Annotated in this window: 14 protein-coding genes and 2 pseudogenes; 11 read left to right on the top strand and 5 right to left on the bottom strand. The window is 61.5% G+C overall.

What is annotated here, in order from left to right; translation table 11 throughout:
• Nucleotides 1–85: 85 nt before the first annotated feature.
• From AC07V0_RS26725 to ydcS, 5 genes are all read right to left on the bottom strand, one after another.
• Nucleotides 86–1510 carry a gamma-aminobutyraldehyde dehydrogenase gene (locus tag AC07V0_RS26725; protein ID WP_064616238.1) on the bottom strand — a complete coding sequence of 475 codons (1425 nt, stop codon included), beginning with the start codon at nt 1508–1510 and terminating at the stop codon, nt 86–88.
• A gap of 156 nt (nt 1511–1666) precedes the next feature.
• Nucleotides 1667–2491: an ABC transporter permease gene (locus AC07V0_RS26720; RefSeq protein WP_019581623.1), complete on the bottom strand. Its 825-nt coding sequence runs from the start codon at nt 2489–2491 to the stop codon at nt 1667–1669.
• On the bottom strand, nt 2481–3425 hold the full coding sequence (locus tag AC07V0_RS26715; protein ID WP_495020060.1) for an ABC transporter permease: 945 nt from the start codon (nt 3423–3425) through the stop codon (nt 2481–2483). The genes AC07V0_RS26720 and AC07V0_RS26715 overlap by 11 nt, the downstream gene beginning before the upstream one ends.
• A gap of 1 nt (nt 3426) precedes the next feature.
• On the bottom strand, nt 3427–4464 hold the full coding sequence (locus AC07V0_RS26710; protein WP_086946356.1) for an ABC transporter ATP-binding protein: 1038 nt from the start codon (nt 4462–4464) through the stop codon (nt 3427–3429).
• Between the two features lie 273 nt (nt 4465–4737).
• Entirely contained in the window at nt 4738–5889 is a 1152-nt protein-coding gene (ydcS, locus tag AC07V0_RS26705; RefSeq protein ID WP_018926690.1) for a putative ABC transporter substrate-binding protein YdcS, read from the bottom strand.
• Between the two features lie 359 nt (nt 5890–6248).
• On the opposite strand from ydcS, the pseudogene AC07V0_RS26700 reads away from it, so the two are divergent.
• The 11 genes and pseudogenes from AC07V0_RS26700 to AC07V0_RS26650 all read left to right on the top strand — a co-directional run.
• Nucleotides 6249–6662 (top strand): annotated as a pseudogene (locus AC07V0_RS26700) (MCP four helix bundle domain-containing protein); the annotation flags it as partial.
• Nucleotides 6636–7811: pseudogene (locus tag AC07V0_RS26695) on the top strand (methyl-accepting chemotaxis protein); the annotation flags it as partial. The pseudogenes AC07V0_RS26700 and AC07V0_RS26695, both read left to right, overlap by 27 nt.
• A complete protein-coding gene (locus AC07V0_RS26690) occupies nt 7811–8347 on the top strand; it encodes a chemotaxis protein CheW (protein ID WP_495020059.1) in 537 nt (178 codons plus the stop codon). The pseudogene AC07V0_RS26695 and the gene AC07V0_RS26690, both read left to right, overlap by 1 nt.
• Nucleotides 8344–9618 (top strand): CheR family methyltransferase, encoded by a 1275-nt coding sequence (locus AC07V0_RS26685; protein WP_495020058.1) that lies wholly within the window; start codon nt 8344–8346, stop codon nt 9616–9618. Before AC07V0_RS26690 ends, AC07V0_RS26685 begins: the two co-directional genes overlap by 4 nt.
• Nucleotides 9615–10298: a chemotaxis protein CheW gene (locus tag AC07V0_RS26680; RefSeq protein ID WP_018926684.1), complete on the top strand. Its 684-nt coding sequence runs from the start codon at nt 9615–9617 to the stop codon at nt 10296–10298. The genes AC07V0_RS26685 and AC07V0_RS26680 overlap by 4 nt, the downstream gene beginning before the upstream one ends.
• The gene (locus tag AC07V0_RS26675; RefSeq protein ID WP_495020057.1) at nt 10295–12613 is read left to right on the top strand and encodes a hybrid sensor histidine kinase/response regulator; all 2319 of its coding nucleotides are present in this window, start codon (nt 10295–10297) and stop codon (nt 12611–12613) included. Before AC07V0_RS26680 ends, AC07V0_RS26675 begins: the two co-directional genes overlap by 4 nt.
• Nucleotides 12610–13620 (top strand): chemotaxis response regulator protein-glutamate methylesterase, encoded by a 1011-nt coding sequence (locus tag AC07V0_RS26670; RefSeq protein ID WP_018926682.1) that lies wholly within the window; start codon nt 12610–12612, stop codon nt 13618–13620. Before AC07V0_RS26675 ends, AC07V0_RS26670 begins: the two co-directional genes overlap by 4 nt.
• A gap of 48 nt (nt 13621–13668) precedes the next feature.
• Nucleotides 13669–14670, top strand: a complete 1002-nt coding sequence (locus tag AC07V0_RS26665) for a diguanylate cyclase domain-containing protein (RefSeq protein WP_495020056.1) — start codon at nt 13669–13671, stop codon at nt 14668–14670.
• A 283-nt stretch (nt 14671–14953) separates the two neighbouring features.
• A protein-coding gene (prfB, locus tag AC07V0_RS26660) for a peptide chain release factor 2 (protein ID WP_096481021.1) occupies nt 14954–16049 on the top strand; the annotation gives its coding sequence in 2 pieces (ribosomal slippage) (nt 14954–15025 and nt 15027–16049; 1095 coding nt in all).
• Nucleotides 16050–16117: 68 nt separating this feature from the next.
• The gene (lysS, locus tag AC07V0_RS26655; RefSeq protein WP_018926680.1) at nt 16118–17620 is read left to right on the top strand and encodes a lysine--tRNA ligase; all 1503 of its coding nucleotides are present in this window, start codon (nt 16118–16120) and stop codon (nt 17618–17620) included.
• A 102-nt stretch (nt 17621–17722) separates the two neighbouring features.
• Nucleotides 17723–18439, top strand: a complete 717-nt coding sequence (locus AC07V0_RS26650) for a TetR/AcrR family transcriptional regulator (protein WP_064616248.1) — start codon at nt 17723–17725, stop codon at nt 18437–18439.
• Nucleotides 18440–18442: the final 3 nt, after the last annotated feature.

Below are 18442 nucleotides of genomic sequence, written 5' to 3'. Positions count from 1 at the left end.
GCAAAGGCTTTGTCCGTTGAGCAAAAGATCGCGGCCTGCGGCAGCGCTTACAGGAGAACTGCCGCAGGCCGCGATCTTTTCGCTTTTAATGCTTGAACATCACATGCCGCACAACCGTGTAGTCCTCCAACCCATACATGGACATGTCCTTGCCATAACCGGACAGTTTCTGACCACCGTGCGGCATTTCGCTGACCAGCATGAAGTGGGTGTTCACCCAGGTGCAGCCGTACTGCAGGCGCGCAGACAGGCGATGGGCGCGGCCGACGTCCGAGGTCCAGACTGACGATGCCAGGCCGTACTCCGAGTCGTTGGCCCAGGCCAGCGCCTGCGCTTCATCGGTGAATTTGGTTACCGATACCACCGGCCCGAACACTTCGCGGCGCACGATCTCGTCGTCCTGTTGTGCGTCGGCCAGCACCGTCGGTTCAAAGAAGAAGCCATTGCCTTCCACTGGCTTGCCGCCGGTGATCAACCGAATGTGCGGTTGCGCCATGGCCCGCTCGACAAACCCGGTTACGCGGTCACGATGTTGCGCGCTGATCAATGGTCCCAGCTCCGTCGACGGATCATCCTGCAAGCCGTACTTGAGGCTGCTGACCGCGGCGCCGAGCTTCTCGACGAAGGTGTCATAGATGCCTGCCTGAGCGTAGATGCGGCAAGCGGCAGTGCAGTCCTGCCCGGCGTTGTAGAAACCGAAGGTGCGAATGCCTTCCACGGCGGCGTCGATGTCGGCATCGTCGAAGATGATCACCGGCGCCTTGCCGCCCAGTTCCATGTGCATGCGTTTGACGCTGCCGGCGGTGCTGGAAATGATGTTCGAGCCGGTAGTGATGGAGCCGGTCAGCGACACCATGCGCACTTTCGGGTGGGTGACCAGTGGGGTGCCAACGGAAGGACCACGACCGAACACCAGGTTAAGCACACCCGCCGGGAAAATCTCCGACGCCAGTTCTGCCAGGCGCAGGGCGGTCAGCGGGGTTTGTTCCGACGGCTTGAGCACCACGGTATTACCGGCGGCCAGGGCTGGGGCGACTTTCCAGGCGAGCATCATCAGCGGGTAGTTCCATGGCGCGATGGAGGCAATCACGCCGACCGGGTCGCGGCGGATCATCGAGGTGTGGCCGTGCAAGTATTCACCCCCCAGCGCACCGCTCATGCAACGGCTGGCCCCGGCGAAGAATCGGAACACGTCGGCAATCGCCGGGATCTCGTCGTTCAGCGCGGCGCTGTAGGGTTTGCCGCAGTTGTCCGACTCCAGTTTGGCCAGCTCTTCGCCATGGGCTTCGATGATGTCGGCGAGTTTGAGCAGCAACAGCGAGCGTTCTTTCGGCGTGGTTTGCGACCAGCCTTCGAAGGCGCTATCGGCGGCGCGCACGGCGGCGTCGACCTGGGCTTCGCTGGCTTCGTTGATTTCCACCAGTACGCGACCGAGGGCCGGGTTGAACACGGCTTGGGCGGGGCCGTCGCCGGCGACCAGTTGGCCATTGATCAAGAGTTTGGTTTGCATGGCTTTGTCCTCCGAAGCTGTTGTTTTCCCTCTGTGGAAACCGAATCTCTGTAGGAGCGAGGCTTGCCCGCGAAGCTTTTGACGTTCTTGAGGACGCCTTCGGGCAAGCCTCGCTCCTACAGAATCCGCTTCCCACATTGGGAAATGAGTTGTCAGTTATTTTCCGCCACTACCCGCAACACTCTCCCCACCACGGGTCAGGTAATACGCGCCGAGAATCGGCAACATGGTCACCATCATGACCAGCATCGCCACGACGTTGGTCACCGGCACGTCCCGAGGGCGGCTGAGCTGGTTGAGCAGCCACAACGGCAAGGTGCGTTCGTGGCCGGCGGTGAAGGTGGTGACGATGATTTCGTCGAACGACAGGGCAAACGCCAGCATGCCGCCAGCCAGCAACGCCGAGCCGAGGTTCGGCAGGACGATGTAGCGGAAGGTCTGCCAGCCGTCGGCGCCGAGGTCCATCGACGCTTCGATCAAACTGTAGGACGTGCGGCGCAATCGGGCGATGACGTTGTTGTAGACGATCACCACGCAGAAGGTCGCGTGACCGATCACGATGGTGAATACCCCCGGCTCGATCCCCAGGGTCTTGAAGGTCGCCAGCAGCGCGATCCCGGTGATGATCCCCGGCAATGCAATCGGCAGGATCAGCATCAGCGAAATACCTTGCTTGCCGAAGAAGTCCCGCCGGTACAACGCCGCCGAGGCGAGGGTGCCGAGGATCAGCGCAATCAGCGTGGCGATGGCGGCGATCTGCAGTGACAGCTTGATCGCCTCCAGTACGTCGGGCCGCGAGAACGCCACGGCGATCCACTTCAGGGTGAAGCCCTTGGGCGGAAAGCTGAACGCTGCGTCTTCGGTGTTGAAGGCATAGAGGAAGATGATCAGGATCGGGAAGTGCAAGAACAGCAACCCGCCCCAGGCGGCGATGCGCAGGCCCAGGGATGCCCGGTCTTGAGAGGAAGCGTCAGAGCGCATCGAAGGCCCCCAGGCGTTTGACGATGGACAGGTAAATGGCGATCAGCACGATCGGCACCAGCGTGAAGGCCGCCGCCATCGGCATGTTGCCGATCGCCCCTTGCTGGGCGTAGACCATGCTGCCGACGAAGTAGCCCGGTGGGCCCACCAGTTGCGGCACGATGAAGTCGCCCAGTGTCAGTGAAAACGTGAAAATCGAACCGGCCGCGATCCCCTGAATCGACAGCGGCAGAATCACTTGCATGAAGGTCTGACGCGGCTTGGCGCCCAGATCCGCCGAAGCTTGCAGCAAGGACGGCGGCAGGCGTTCCAGTGACGCCTGGATCGGCAGGATCATGAACGGCAGCCAAATATAGGCAAACACCATGAACCGCCCCAGGTGCGAGGTCGATAGGGTGCTGCCACCCACTCCCGGCATCCCGAGTACGAACTGCAACACCGGCTCCAGGTTCAGGTACTGAACGAACCACTGGGCCACGCCGCCCTTGGCCAGCAGCAAGGTCCAGGCATAGGCCTTGACGATGTAACTGGCCCACATCGGCATCATCACCGCGATGTAGAAAAACGCCTTGGTGTTGCCGCTGGTGTAGCGCGCCATGTAGTAGGCGATCGGGAAGGCCACGATTGCACTGGCGATCGACACGACGATGGCCATGCTCAGGGTGCGCAGGATGATGTCGAAGTTCGATGGCTGGAACAGCGCTGCGAAGTTCGCCAGGGTCAGGTCGGGGGTGACCGTCATGGTGAAGTCATCGAAGGTGTAGAAGCCTTGCCACAGCAGAGTCAGCAGCGAGCCGAGGTAGATGGCGCCAAACCACAGCAACGGCGGCACCAGCAGCAGCGACAGATACAGGTTCGGCCGCCGGTACAGCAGGTTGGAAAACCGGCGCAGCGGCGAGCCGTTGGCCGGGGTTCGAGAGATCACACTGTCCATCTCATACCCCGCCTACAACATTGTCGTGCAGCGGGATCATCGCCTCGCGTGCCCAGCGAGCGCTGATGCGTTGCCCGGGCTGATGTTGCGCACTGACGTCCAGCCACTGGACGTTGGCCTGGCTGATGTTCAGGGTCTGGCCGTTTTCCAGTTTCAGTTCATAGCGGGTGGCGCTGCCCTGATACTGGATGTCATGAAGCACGCCGCTGACTTCTATTTCATGGCTGGCCAGCGGCCCTTCGGCGAAACGCACGTGTTCCGGGCGGATCGAAAACGGCTGAGGATTGCCGCTCAACTGCCGGGCCAGATCACCGCGTATCACATTGGACGTGCCGACGAATTCGGCGACGAAGGTGGTTGTCGGTTTCATATAGAGGTGGCGCGGCGTGTCGACCTGTTCGATACGCCCCTTGTTGAACACCGCCACGCGGTCGGACATCGACAACGCTTCGGTCTGGTCGTGGGTGACGAAGATAAAGGTGATGCCGAGCTGACGTTGCAGCTTCTTCAGTTCGCCTTGCATTTGCTCGCGCAGCTTCAGGTCGAGGGCGCCCAAGGGTTCGTCGAGCAACAACACGCGAGGGCGATTGACCAGCGCGCGAGCCAGGGCCACACGCTGGCGTTGGCCGCCCGACAGCTGCACCGGTTTGCGCTCGCCGTAGCCGTTGAGGGCGACCATGTCGAGGGCTTCTTCGGCGCGTTTGTGGCGTTCGCTCTTGCCGACGCCTTTGACTTTCAAACCGTAGGCGACGTTGTCGAGTACGTTCATGTGCGGGAACAGCGCGTAATCCTGGAACACGGTGTTCACGTCGCGCTGATACGGCGGCAGCCCGGCGGCCTCTAAGCCATGGATGCGGATGGAGCCGGTGCTCGGCTGTTCGAAACCGGCGATCAGACGCAGGCAGGTGGTTTTACCTGAGCCAGAAGGGCCCAGCAGGGAAAAGAACTCGCCGTCCTGGATGTCGATGGAAACCCGGTCAACGGCCTTCACCTCACCGAACTGACGGGAAACGTTGGTGAACTGGACTGCAAGCGTCATGGATACGGTGCTCCCAAAAAGCGGGGGCCCATCACAGCGGCCCCTGCCTGGACTTCTGAAAAAGCTGAATCGGTGTGCTTTTTTAGCTGGAATGCTCACTGTGGCGAGGGGGGCTTGTCGGACCGCCGCACCGCCCCATTGGGCTGCGTAGCAGCCCTGAAAAGGAGAGCGCGGTTTATCTGTTAGACCGCGGTGACTGGTTCCAGGGCGGCTTCGCCACCCAACGGGGGCAAGCCCCCTCGCCACAAAGCTCCCTCGCCACAAGGGGGTGTATTACCTGCCTCCCATAATCGCGATGTAGTCCTGGGTCCAACGGCTATAAGGCACGTACTTGCCACCCTCAGCCTGCGGGGTTTTCCAGAAGGCGATCTTGTCGAACTGGTCGAAACCGTTGGTCTTGCACCCCTCGGCCCCCAGCAGTTCGCTTGCCTTGCACGCCGCCGGGACCGCCGGCAGCGAGCCGAACCAGGCGGACACATCACCCTGGACCTTCGGCGTCAGCGACCAGTCCATCCATTTGTAAGCACAGTTCGGGTGCTTGGCTTCGGCGTGCATCATGGTGGTGTCGGCCCACCCGGTGGCGCCTTCTTTGGGGATGGTCGAGGCGACTGGCTGTTTCTCGTTCATCAGGCCGTTGACCTGATACGGCCAGGAACTGGAAGCCACCACGCCTTCGTTCTTGAAGTCACTCATCTGCACGGTGGTGTCGTGCCAGTAGCGGTGGATCAACTTTTGCTGGGCGCGCAGCAGGTCGAGAACGGCCTTGTACTGTTTTTCGTCGAGCAGGTAAGGGTCCTTGATGCCCAGTTCCGGCTTGGCGGTTTTCAGGTACAGCGCCGCGTCCGCGATGTAGATCGGGCCGTCATACGCCTGCACGCGGCCCTTGTTGGATTTGCCGTCGGGCAGCTTCTGCTCTTCGAGTATCACGCTCCAACTGGTCGGCGGCTGTTTGAACACGTTGGTGTTGTACATGAGCACATTCGGCCCCCATTGGTACGGGGTGCCATAGGTTTGCTTGTCGACCACGTACCACGGCCCATCCTTCAGGCGCGGATCGAGATTCTTCCAGTTGGGGATCAATGCGGTGTTGATCGGCTGGACGCGCTTACCGGCGATCAAGCGCAGGGAGGCATCGCCGGACGCCGTCACCAGGTCGTAACCGCCCTTGGCCATCAGGCTGACCATCTCATCGGATGTGCCGGCCGTCTTGACGTTGACCTTGCAGCCGGTTTCCTTCTCGAAAGCGCTGACCCAGTCGTAGGCCTTGTCGCTTTCGCCCCGTTCGATATAGCCGGGCCAGGCAACGATATCCAGCTGACCTTCGCCGGCACCGACGGCTTTCAGCGGTTCGGCGGCCTGCAGGCTGGCGCTGGCCAGAAGCGCCGTGGCGATTGCACTGAGCAGTGCGGTCTTGTGTTCGAACATGGGGTTTCCCTCTTCTTTAATTAGGGTCGGGACAGCGTTGAACGGGGTAGTTCGCCACGAGTGGCTTGTTATTAGCGTAGTGCGCTTTGTGGGAGGCTGACTGAGGCCCGGCTGTGTCATGGGTTTATCCAGACTAGTGCCCGATGTCACGGTCGACAAATTTCCAATGCGGGACGTGATGTTTCTGTCGAATCCCTGCTTTTTATTGGCGGGATGAGAAACGATGCTCAGCGTCTTATAAATGAAACATCGCCCTCAGCTATACTCCCCCGCAATTTGACCCGCACCGAGGACTGACTGTGAAGAACTGGACGTTGCGCCAACGCATTTTGGCGAGCTTTGCGGTAATTATCGCAATCATGCTGCTGATGGTTGTGGTGTCTTTTTCTCGGCTGATGAAGATCGACGCCGGCGCAGAATCGGTTCGCACCGATGCGGTCCCGGGGGTGTATTACAGTTCGATGATCCGCGGTGCGTGGGTCGACAGTTTTAACCTCACCCAACAGCTTGTCGGCCTTTCCGGGCATCGCGAAATGACCGTCGCCGACCAGACCATGTACAAAAGTTTCGAAGAGCGCTTGAACGAGCAAATAGCCAACTACCGTAAAACCATTTTCACGGAGGACGATCGGGCTCTGTTCGAGGAGTTCGAAGTGCGTCATCAGCTCTACAACAAAGAGATGAACAACGTTATCGATCTCTATCAGCGTAAAGAGTACGACCAGGCGGTGCTTGCCCTGGAGCAAAAACTGACGCCGGCCTGGGTCAATGGGCGCATGCAATTGAACAGCCTTCTTGAAAATAATCACGCCCTGGCTGAACAATCCACGCTGGCCATCAGTGACGCGGTGACGGCCGCCAAAATCAGCATGGGCGTCTCTTTGCTGGTGGCAATCATCGCCGCCGGCCTCTGCGGCCTGCTGCTGATGCGCGCGATCATGGCGCCGATGAATCGCATTGTGGATATCCTCGAAGTCATGCGCACCGGCGATCTCAGCAGTCGCCTGAATCTGGATCGCAAGGACGAGTTCGGCGCGGTGGAAACCGGGTTCAACGACATGATGACCGAGCTCACCTCGTTGGTGTCCCAGGCCCAGCGTTCCTCGGTGCAGGTCACCACGTCGGTCACCGAAATCGCCGCGACCTCCAAGCAGCAACAGGCCACCGCCACCGAAACTGCAGCCACCACCACCGAAATCGGTGCGACATCCCGTGAAATTGCCGCCACCTCACGCGACCTGGTGCGCACCATGACCGAAGTCTCCACCGCCGCCGACCAGGCTTCGGTGCTGGCCGGTTCTGGTCAGCAAGGCCTGGCGCGCATGGAAGACACCATGCACTCGGTGATGGGCGCGGCAGATCTGGTGAACGCCAAGCTGGCGATCCTCAACGAGAAGGCCGGCAACATCAACCAGGTGGTGGTGACCATCGTCAAAGTCGCCGACCAGACCAACCTGTTGTCCCTGAACGCCGCGATCGAAGCCGAGAAGGCCGGCGAGTATGGTCGCGGGTTTGCCGTGGTCGCCACCGAAGTGCGACGTCTGGCAGACCAGACCGCCGTGGCCACCTACGACATCGAGCAGATGGTGCGCGAGATCCAGTCGGCGGTGTCGGCCGGGGTCATGGGCATGGACAAGTTCTCTGAGGAAGTGCGCCGCGGCATGTCCGAGGTGCAGCAGGTGGGCGAGCAGCTGTCGCAGATCATTCATCAGGTCCAGGCGCTGGCGCCACGGGTGTTGATGGTCAACGAAGGCATGCAGGCCCAGGCCACCGGCGCCGAGCAGATCAACCACGCGCTGGTGCAATTGGGCGATGCCAGCAGCCAGACGGTTGAGTCCCTGCGCCAGGCCAGTTTCGCCATCGACGAACTGAGCCAGGTAGCCGTGGGGCTGCGTGGCGGTGTCTCGCGATTCAAAGTCTGATGAGCGAACTTACGGCCAGGCGCGGCGTGGCGATGCCGGCGAAGCAGTCGTTGTTTCTGGTGTTCCGCATCGGCAACGAGCGCTACGCCTTGCAGGCCATCGAGGTGGCCGAAGTGCTGCCGCAACTGCCGTTGAAACCCATTCCCCGGGCGCCAGACTGGGTGGCGGGGGTGTTCGCCTATCGCGGCGCGGTGGTGCCGGTGATCGACCTCAGCGCGCTGACGTTTGGCCAACCGGCCCAGGCCCGCACCAGCACGCGGCTGGTGTTGGTGCACTATCGGCCGGATGAGGCAACGCCTGCGCAATTGCTCGGGCTGATTCTGGAGCAGGTCACCGACACGTTGCGCTGCAACCCGGCGGACTATCAGCCTTATGGCCTGGACAATCGCCAGGCGCCGTACCTCGGCCCGGTGCGCGAAGATGCCCAGGGGCTGCTGCAATGGGTGCGGGTTGCCGATTTACTGGATGCACAGGTTCGCGCCTTATTGTTTCCCTCGCCGCCGCTGGACCTGGCGCAGTTTGAGGAGCAGGGATGAGCAGCGATCAACGGTTTTTCGATTTTCTCAAGGAGCGTATCGGCCTGGATGTCGGCTCGGTCGGCCCGGCGATCATTGAGCGCGCGGTGCGCCAGCGCATTACGGCGGTTCGGGCGCGGACGGCCGATGAGTACTGGCACACTTTGCTGGGCTCGCGCGACGAACAGCAGGCGCTGATCGAAGCGGTGATCGTCCCCGAAACCTGGTTTTTCCGTTACCCGGAATCCTTCGCCACGCTGGCGAAGCTGGCGGCCAAGCGGCTGGCGGCGATCAACAACATGCGCGCCCTGCGGATTCTCAGCTTGCCGTGTTCTACTGGCGAAGAACCGTACTCGATCGCCATGGCATTGCTTGATGCGGGGCTGGCGCCGCACCAGTTCAAGGTCGACGGCATGGACGTCAGCCCGCTGTCGGTGGAAAAGGCCAGGCTCGCGCTGTACGGCAAAAATTCGTTTCGTGGCCAGGACCTCGAGTTTCGCGAGCGCCACTTCACCGCTGAACACGATAACTATCGCCTCAGCGGGCGCGTGCTCGAACAGGTGCGTTTACAGGTCGGTAACCTGCTGGATCCGACCTTGCTGGTCAACGAGCCGCCCTATGACTTCGTGTTCTGTCGCAACCTGCTGATTTATTTCGACCAGCCGACCCAGCAGCAAGTGTTCGAAGTGCTCAAGCGCCTGACTCACGTCGATGGCGTGCTATTTATCGGCCCGGCCGAGGGCAGTCTGCTCGGCCGTTTCGGCATGCGCTCGATCGGTATCCCGCAGTCGTTTGCCTTCAGTCGCCAGAGCGCGCTCGAGCCGCCTGCGACTTTCACGCCGATGTCGCTGCCAGTGCAGCAACCGTTGCGCAGCGTGACTCCGCCGCCTGTGCGCAGTCGGCCTTTTGCGACGGTCGTGCCGATACCTCAGGCTGCCGCCACCCCTTCGGCCACCCCTTCGGACGCCGCCACGCTGTTGGCGAATATCGCCGCGCTGGCCAATGAAGGCAAAAGTGCCGAGGCCCGCTCCGCATGCGAAAGTTATTTGCGCAGTCACGAACCGGTGGCCCAAGTGTTCTATTGGCTGGGGCTGCTCAGCGATGTCGCCGGCAGTGCCCTGGAGGCCCAGGGTTTTTATCGCAAGGCGTTGTACCTCGAACCGCAACACCCCGACGCGTTGATGCACCTGGCTGCCTTGTTGCAATCCCAGGGCGACACGGCGGGTGCCAGACGATTGCAGGCCCGCGCCGCCCGCAGCGAGCGCGCCGCTGACAGTGAGCGTAAACGATGAACGCCTCCGACACCTTGAGCGTCACCCATGAAGATGCCCAGGCCATCGACGACTGCTGGAACCGCATCGGAATCCACGGCGACCAGTCCTGCCCGCTGCTGAGCGAGCACATTCATTGCCGCAATTGCGCGGTGTATTCGGCTGCCGCCACGCGCTTGCTCGACCGCTACGCCTTGTCGCAGGGCGACCGTGGGCAAATCTCCACGGTGGCCGAGAGTGAGGTGAAAACCCGCTCGCTGCTGATGTTTCGCCTCGGCGAAGAGTGGCTGGGCCTGGCCACTCGCAGCCTGGTCGAAGTGGCGCCACTGCAAGCGATCCATTCCTTGCCGCACCAGCGTTCCCGGGCATTGCTCGGCGTGGCGAATGTGCGCGGTGCCTTGGTGGCGTGCCTGTCTTTGGTGGAGCTGTTGGGGCTCGACGACACCAGTAGCGTGGCGCCCGGCGCGCGGGTAACGCCGCGGATGCTGATCATCGCCGCCCACGGCGGGCCGGTGGTGGTGCCGGTGGACGAAGTGGACGGGATTCACGCCATCGACGAGCGCATTCTCGATGCCGCGTCCCAGTCCGGCACCCAGGCCAGCGCCAAATACACCCGCGGAGTCTTGCCATTCAAAGGTCGCAGCCTGCGTTGGCTGGATGAAGAGCAGCTGCTGTCTGCCGTGACCCGGAGCCTAACATGACCCCCGACCAAATGCGTGACGCCTCCTTGCTGGAGCTGTTCAGCCTGGAAGCCGAGGCCCAGACCCTGGTGCTGAGCGCCGGTCTGCTGGCGCTGGAGCGTGATCCGACCCAGGCCGATTACCTCGAGTCGTGCATGCGCGCGGCCCATTCGCTCAAGGGCGCGGCGCGGATTGTAGGCGTCGATGCCGGGGTCAGCGTCGCCCACGTGATGGAGGATTACCTGGTCAGCGCCCAGGAAGGGCGCCTGTACCTGCGACCCGAACACATTGATGCGCTGTTGCAGGGCACTGATCTGCTGATGCGGATTGCGACGCCGAACAATGCTCCGGCGCCTGCGGATATCGACGCTTACGTTGTTTTGATGGGACGGCTGCTTGAGCATATGGCGACTGTTCCCATCGCGCTGCCGATGGCAGAACCTCAGCTCGAACCGTCGACACCCAGGGTCGAGCCGCCCGTTCGTGCCGCCGAAACACCCGTCGAAACACCCGTCGAAACACTCATTGAAACACCTCAGGCAGAGCCCGCCGAGCCTGCGTCCAAGACCAGGCGCGCCACCGACACTGGCGAGCGCGTATTGCGTGTCACGGCCGAGCGCTTGAACAGCCTGCTCGACCTGTCGAGTAAATCCCTGGTGGAAACCCAGCGCCTCAAGCCGCACCTGGCCACCATGCAGCGCCTTAAACGCATGCAGAGCAATGGCCTGCGGGCGCTGGAAAGCCTCAACGTTCATCTCAAGGACCATGCCTTGAGCCTCGAAGCCCAGGAAGCCTTGGGCGATGCCCGCCGATTGCTGGCCGAGTCCCAGCAATTGCTGGTGGAAAAAAACGCCGAACTGGACGAGTTCGCCTGGCACGCCAGTCAGCGCGCACAAGTGTTGTATGACACCGCGCTGGCCTGTCGCATGCGGCCGTTCGCCGACGTGCTGAGCGGTCAAGTACGCATGGTCCGCGATCTTGGGCGCGACCTTGGCAAACAGGTGCGGCTGGAGATCGAGGGCGACAAGACCCAAGTCGACCGAGACGTACTGGAAAAGCTCGAAGCGCCGCTGACACACCTGCTGCGCAATGCGGTGGATCATGGCATCGAAACCCCGGAACAGCGACGCTTGGCGGGCAAGCCGGAGGAAGGAGTGATCCGTTTGCGAGCCTCCCATCAGGCCGGTCTGCTGGTGCTGGAGCTGAGCGATGATGGCAATGGCGTCGACCTGGAAAAGGTCCGCCGCACGATCGTCGAGCGGCAGTTATCCCCAGCCGAGACTGCCGCGCAGTTGAGCGAAGAAGAGCTGCTGACGTTCCTGTTTCTGCCGGGTTTCAGCCTGCGGGACACGGTCACCGAAGTGTCCGGGCGCGGCGTCGGGCTGGATGCGGTTCAGCACATGGTCCGGCAGTTGCGCGGCGCCGTGGTGCTGGAGCAGACGGCGGGCGCGGGCAGTCGTTTCCATCTTGAAGTGCCGCAGACGCTGTCGGTGGTGCGCAGTCTGGTGGTGGAAGTCGGTGACGAGGCGTATGCCTTCCCGCTGGCGCACATCGAGCGCATGTGCGACCTGGAGCCGGAAGACATCGTGCAGGTCGAAGGCCGGCAGCACTTTTGGTACGAAGGCCGGCATGTCGGGCTGGTCGCCGCCAGTCAGCTGTTGCATCGGCCGGCGAGCCAGAACAGCGCGCAGACCCTCAAAGTCGTGGTCATGCGCGAGCGCGAGGCGATCTACGGGGTGGCGGTCGAGCGGTATATCGGCGAGCGGACGCTGGTGGTGCTGCCGCTGGACGAGCGTCTGGGCAAGGTACAGGACATTTCCGCCGGGGCTTTGCTCGACGACGGCTCAGTGGTGCTGATCGTCGACGTCGAAGACATGCTGCGTTCGGTGGACAAACTGCTCAATACCGGGCGTCTGGAGCGCATTGCCCGGCACGCCAATCAGGCCGTTGAGGCCGCGCGCAAACGGATTCTGGTGGTGGACGATTCGCTGACCGTTCGTGAGTTGCAGCGCAAGTTGCTGCTCAATCGCGGCTACGACGTCGTCGTGGCGGTGGACGGTATGGATGGCTGGAATGCCCTGCGTTCGGAGGATTTCGATCTGCTGATCACCGACATCGACATGCCACGCATGGACGGCATCGAGCTGGTGTCTTTATTGCGTCGCGACAATCGCCTGCAATCGCTGCCGGTGATGGTGGTGTCCTACAAGGACCGCGAAGAAGACCGTCGTCGTGGACTGGACGCCGGCGCCGACTATTATCTAGCCAAGGCCAGTTTTCATGATGACGCCTTACTGGATGCAGTCGTTGAGCTCATTGGAGGGGCGCGAGCATGAAAATCGCCATCGTCAACGATATGCCCATGGCGGTAGAGGCCTTGCGCCGCGCCCTGGCGTTCGAACCGGCGCACGAGGTGGTCTGGGTTGCCAGCAACGGGGCCGAGGCGGTGCAACGTTGCACCGAATACACCCCGGATCTGATCCTGATGGACTTGATCATGCCGTTGATGGACGGCGTGGAAGCGACCCGGCGGATCATGGCCGAGACCCCGTGCGCGATCGTCATCGTCACCGTCGACCGTCAGCAGAACGTGCACCGGGTGTTCGAAGCCATGGGCTACGGCGCACTGGATGTGGTCGATACCCCGGCGCTGGGCGCTGGTAACCCTCAGGAAGCCGCTGCGCCGCTGCTGCGCAAGATCCTCAACATTGGCTGGTTGATCGGTGACCACAGCAATCGGGAGCGATCGGCACCGAGCCCGCACCGCAACTCGGCCTCGCGCCAGCACCTGGTGGCGATCGGTTCATCCGCTGGCGGGCCGGCGGCGCTGGAAGTGCTGCTCAAGGGCCTGCCCCGGGATTTTTCGGCGGCCATCGTGCTGGTCCAGCATGTGGATCAGGTGTTCGCCGCCGGCATGGCCGAATGGCTGGCCAGCGCCAGCGGCCTGGACGTGCGCCTGGCCCAGGAAGGTGAACCGCCGCAAAGCGGCACGATCCTGCTGGCCGGTACCAATCACCATATCCGCTTGCTGAAAAACGGCACGCTGGCCTACACCGCCGAACCGGTCAACGAGATCTATCGGCCTTCGATCGATGTGTTTTTCGAGAGTGTGGCCAATTACTGGAGCGGTGATGCCGTGGGCGTTCTACTGACCGGTATGGGGCGTGACGGCGCCCAGGGGCTTAAACTCATGCGCCAACAGGGCTACCTGACCATCGCTCAGGACCAGAACAGCAGTGCCGTGTACGGAATGCCCAAGGCGGCCGCAGCCATCGACGCTGCCGTGGAAATCCGCCCGCTGGACAAGATAGCGCCACGTTTGCTGGAGATTTTCCAAAAATGACTATCATTAGCAGCAATCGTGGCCCAAGCAGTACTCAGGTGACCGCACATGAATGAATTACAGCTCGACGACTTCAAAACCGACGAAAACGCCGCCATGGTGTTGTTGGTGGACGATCAGGCGATGATCGGCGAGGCGGTGCGCCGTGGTCTGTCGAACGAAGAAAACATCGACTTCCACTTCTGCGCCGACCCGCACCAGGCCATCGCCCAGGCGATTCGCATCAAGCCGACGGTGATCCTTCAGGACCTGGTCATGCCCGGCCTGGACGGCCTGAGCCTGGTGCGCGAATACCGTAATCACCCGGCGACCAAGGACATTCCGATCATTGTCCTGTCGACCAAGGAAGACCCGCTGATCAAGAGCGCGGCGTTTGCCGCCGGGGCCAACGATTACCTGGTCAAGCTGCCGGACAACATCGAACTGGTGGCGCGCATCCGCTATCACTCGCGCTCCTACATGACCCTGCTGCAGCGTGACGCGGCGTACCGTGCGTTGCGGGTCAGCCAGCAACAGTTGCTCGACACCAACCTGGTGCTGCAACGCTTGATGAACTCCGACGGCCTGACCGGGCTGTCGAACCGCCGGCACTTCGACGAATACCTGGAACTGGAGTGGCGGCGTTCGTTGCGTGACCAGACGCAATTGTCGTTGCTGATGATCGATGTCGACTATTTCAAGTCCTACAACGACAGTTTTGGCCACCTCGAAGGCGATGAAGCCTTGCGCAAAGTCGCCACGGCCATTCGCGACGCCAGCGCCAGGCCATCGGACCTGCCGGCCCGTTACGGCGGCGAAGAGTTCGTCCTGGTCTTGCCCAACACCTCGCCGGGCGGTGCGCGGCTGGTGGCGGAAAAACTGCGCCAGACCGTGGTCGAATTGAAGATCCCGCACGTTTTCCCGACCGAAGGTTCGTGCCTGACCATCAGCATCGGCCTGTCGACCGTGATCCCGCAGCCGGGCAGCGACTGCCGGCAATTGATCTTGGCGGCGGACAAGGGGCTGTACCTGGCGAAGAACAATGGGCGCAATCAGGTGGGAATTGAGTAACCCGCTGACTGTAGCGCTGTAGCAGCTGCCGAGCCCGCGAGGCTGCGTTCGAGGACGAAGTCCTCGCAAGTCCTGTGTATGCGGTTTGCCTGAATGACCGCGTTGTCTGACTTTACGACGGCTGCGCCGCCGAACGCAGCCTCGCGGGCTTGGCAGCTGCTACGGGCCCCCCGCGTTATTCCGTAAACCATTCGCCCCTAAAGCCGCCAGGCGGGCTGCCTTGACAGCGTGATTACGTTATACTCGCCGGCTTTCAAAAGTTCGCCAACGAGTGCTGCCCGCCATGGAAATCAACCCGATCCTTAACAGTATCAAGGACCTGTCCGAGCGCTCCGAAACTATTCGGGGGTATCTTTGACTACGATCAAAAGCATGAGCGTCTGACCGAAGTCAATCGCGAGCTTGAAGATCCGAGTGTCTGGAACAACCCTGAGTACGCTCAGAACCTGGGTCGCGAGCGCTCTGCGCTGGCCCAGATCGTAGAAACCCTCGATGAAATGTCCAGCGGTCTGGCCGATGCCAAGGACCTGCTGTTGATGTCTGCCGAGGAAGAAGACCAGGCCGCCGTCGACGACGTAGCCCTTGAAGTGGAGCGCCTGCGCGAAGCCCTCGAGAAGCTCGAATTCCGTCGCATGTTCAGCGGCGAGATGGACCAGAACAACGCCTACCTGGACATCCAGGCCGGCTCCGGCGGTACCGAGGCCCAGGACTGGGCCAACATCCTGCTGCGCATGTACCTGCGCTGGGCGGATAAACGCGGTTTCGACGCGACCATCATGGAATTGTCGGCCGGTGAAGTCGCCGGTATCAAAGGCGCGACCGTGCACATCAAGGGCGAATACGCCTTTGGCTGGCTGCGTACCGAAATCGGCGTGCACCGTCTGGTGCGCAAGAGCCCGTTCGACTCCGGCAACCGTCGTCACACCTCGTTCTCGGCCGTGTTCGTGTCGCCGGAAATCGATGACAACATCGAAATCGACATCAACCCGTCGGACCTGCGCATCGACACCTACCGCTCCTCCGGTGCCGGTGGTCAGCACGTAAACACCACCGACTCGGCCGTACGGATTACTCACGTACCGACCAACACCGTGGTCAGCTGCCAGAACGAACGCTCCCAGCACGCCAACAAAGACACCGCGATGAAAATGTTGCGGGCGCGCTTGTACGAGCAGGAAGTGCAGAAACGCAACGCCGCCTCCCAGGCCCTGGAAGACACCAAGTCGGACATCGGCTGGGGTCACCAGATCCGTTCGTACGTGCTCGATGCCTCGCGGATCAAGGATCTGCGCACCAACATCGAACGCAGCGACTGCGACAAGGTGCTCGACGGCGACATCGACGAATACCTGGTGGCGAGCCTGAAACAAGGGCTGTAAGGCACGCCCTACAGCGATCCCCAGCCGAAGGCTGGGGGCAACGAATCTGTGATGGAATTTTTAAAGACATGAGCGACCTACAACTCGACCCGCAAGCCCTGCAACAGGAAGAAAACTCCCTGATCGCCCTGCGCAAGGAAAAGCTTGCTGCCGAGCGCGCCAAGGGCCAGGCCTTCCCCAACGACTTCCGCCGCGACGCCTACTGCGAAGACTTGCAGAAGAAGTACGCGGACAAGACCAAGGAAGAGCTGGCAGAGGCTGCGATCCCGGTCAAGGTTGCCGGTCGTCTCATGCTCAACCGTGGCTCGTTCATGGTGATTCAGGACATGTCCGGGCGCATCCAGGTTTACGTCAACCGTAAAACCCTGTCCGAAGAGACCCTGGCCGCGGTGAAAACCTGGGACCTGGGCGACATCATTGCCGCCGAAGGCACCCTGGCCCGTTCCGGCAAGGGCGACCTGTACGTTGAAATGACCAATGTGCGCCTGCTGACCAAATCCCTGCGCCCGCTGCCAGACAAGCACCACGGCCTGTCCGACACCGAGCAGCGCTACCGCCAGCGTTACGTCGACCTGATCGTCAACGAAGACGTGCGCCAGACCTTCCGCGTGCGTTCGCAAGTGATTGCGCACATCCGCAGCTTCCTGATGAAGCGTGACTTCCTGGAAGTCGAAACGCCGATGCTGCAAACCATTCCGGGCGGTGCGGCGGCCAAGCCGTTCGAAACTCACCACAACGCGCTGGACATGCAGATGTTCTTGCGCATTGCGCCGGAGCTGTACCTCAAGCGGCTTGTTGTTGGCGGGTTTGAAAAAGTCTTCGAAATCAACCGCAACTTCCGTAACGAAGGCGTTTCGACCCGGCACAACCCCGAGTTCACCATGCTCGAGTTCTACCAGGCCCACGCTGACTACGAAGACAACATGGACCTGACCGAGGAACTGTTCCGCGAACTGGCGCAGCTGGTTCTGGGCAGCACCGACGTGCCTTACGGCGACAAGGTGTTCCACTTCGGCGAGCCGTTCGTGCGCCTGTCGGTGTTCGACTCGATCCTCAAGTACAACCCTGAACTGACCGCTGCCGACCTGAACGACATCGACAAGGCCCGCGCCATCGCCAAGAAGGCCGGCGCCAAGGTGCTCGGTTTCGAAGGCCTGGGCAAACTGCAGGTGATGATTTTCGAAGAACTGGTCGAGCACAAGCTGGAACAGCCGCACTTCATTACCCAGTACCCGTTCGAAGTGTCGCCGCTGGCCCGTCGTAACGACGAGAACCCGAACGTCACCGACCGTTTCGAACTGTTCATCGGCGGCCGTGAAATCGCCAACGCCTACTCCGAGTTGAACGACGCGGAAGACCAGGCCGAGCGCTTCATGGCACAGGTGGCCGACAAGGATGCTGGCGACGATGAAGCCATGCACTACGACGCCGACTTCGTTCGTGCGCTGGAGTACGGCATGCCGCCGACCGCCGGTGAAGGGATCGGCATCGACCGTCTGGTGATGTTGCTGACCAACTCACCGTCGATTCGCGACGTGATCCTGTTCCCGCACATGCGCCCGCAAGCGTAAATGTTTCAATTAAAAAGCCGCCTAAAACAGGCGGCTTTTTATTGCCTGTCTGGTACAAACGTATCAATTGGTTACTTTTGACGTTAGAGAGGAATACCTGTCGTGAATCGTGCAATTGCTCAAGAAGGTGCAGCGGATATCGCCACTGCGGTCGCTGAAAGTGTTCAGTACCAGGGCCGCAAGGCCAGCCGACAGGGCAGCGAACAGCGTCGACAGGACATTCTCGACGCGGCGATGCGCATTGTCGTGCGCGATGGCGTGCGGGCCGTGCGGCACCGTGCGGTAGCAGCCGAGGCCTGTGTGCCGCTGTCGGCCACCACTTACTATTTCAAGGACATCGATGACCTGCTCACCGATACCTTCGCCCAATACGTGGAGCGCAGCGCGGCATACATGGCCCGGTTGTGGGCCAGCAACGAAGGCCTGTTGCGCGAGATGGTTGTCAGCAGTGATGGCACCGCCGAGTCGCGCTCACAGCTGGCGGACGATATCGCACGGCTGATGGCTGACTATGTTCATCGGCAACTGATCAATCGCCGCGAGCACCTGATGGCCGAGCAAGCCTTCCGCCAGGAAGCGTTGCTCAACCCGCGTCTGGCGTTGTTGGTGCGTTCCCATCAACAAATTCTCTTGCAGGGCACCTGCCAGCTTTTCGAAGTATTGGGTTCCCGCGAGCCACAACAAGATGCCAAAGTGTTGACGGCGATTGTCGGACGGATGGAATATCAGGGCCTGCTCAACGATGCCGAGCCTGTTGCCGAAGAGGAAATGCTCGGCATCCTGACCCGCTACATGCACCTGGTACTGGCGTCGGTGTAACCC

This window comes from Pseudomonas sp. GW821-FHT01E10 (assembly GCF_059422365.1).
Note: the sequence above shows the minus strand (reverse complement) of the source record. Positions and strands in the feature narration are given on the sequence as shown.

What these genes read in the sequence shown, in the direction of transcription:
- AC07V0_RS26670 (WP_018926682.1), top strand. Translation starts at nt 12,610, where the DNA reads ATGAAAATCGCCATCGTCAACGATATGCCCATGGCGGTAGAGGCCTTG.
- AC07V0_RS26710 (WP_086946356.1), bottom strand. Translation starts at nt 4,464, where the DNA reads ATGACGCTTGCAGTCCAGTTCACCAACGTTTCCCGTCAGTTCGGTGAG.
- ydcS (WP_018926690.1), bottom strand. Translation starts at nt 5,889, where the DNA reads ATGTTCGAACACAAGACCGCACTGCTCAGTGCAATCGCCACGGCGCTT.
- lysS (WP_018926680.1), top strand. Translation starts at nt 16,118, where the DNA reads ATGAGCGACCTACAACTCGACCCGCAAGCCCTGCAACAGGAAGAAAAC.
- AC07V0_RS26665 (WP_495020056.1), top strand. Translation starts at nt 13,669, where the DNA reads ATGAATGAATTACAGCTCGACGACTTCAAAACCGACGAAAACGCCGCC.
- AC07V0_RS26690 (WP_495020059.1), top strand. Translation starts at nt 7,811, where the DNA reads ATGAGCGAACTTACGGCCAGGCGCGGCGTGGCGATGCCGGCGAAGCAG.
- AC07V0_RS26685 (WP_495020058.1), top strand. Translation starts at nt 8,344, where the DNA reads ATGAGCAGCGATCAACGGTTTTTCGATTTTCTCAAGGAGCGTATCGGC.
- AC07V0_RS26720 (WP_019581623.1), bottom strand. Translation starts at nt 2,491, where the DNA reads ATGCGCTCTGACGCTTCCTCTCAAGACCGGGCATCCCTGGGCCTGCGC.
- AC07V0_RS26680 (WP_018926684.1), top strand. Translation starts at nt 9,615, where the DNA reads ATGAACGCCTCCGACACCTTGAGCGTCACCCATGAAGATGCCCAGGCC.
- AC07V0_RS26715 (WP_495020060.1), bottom strand. Translation starts at nt 3,425, where the DNA reads ATGGACAGTGTGATCTCTCGAACCCCGGCCAACGGCTCGCCGCTGCGC.
- AC07V0_RS26725 (WP_064616238.1), bottom strand. Translation starts at nt 1,510, where the DNA reads ATGCAAACCAAACTCTTGATCAATGGCCAACTGGTCGCCGGCGACGGC.
- AC07V0_RS26675 (WP_495020057.1), top strand. Translation starts at nt 10,295, where the DNA reads ATGACCCCCGACCAAATGCGTGACGCCTCCTTGCTGGAGCTGTTCAGC.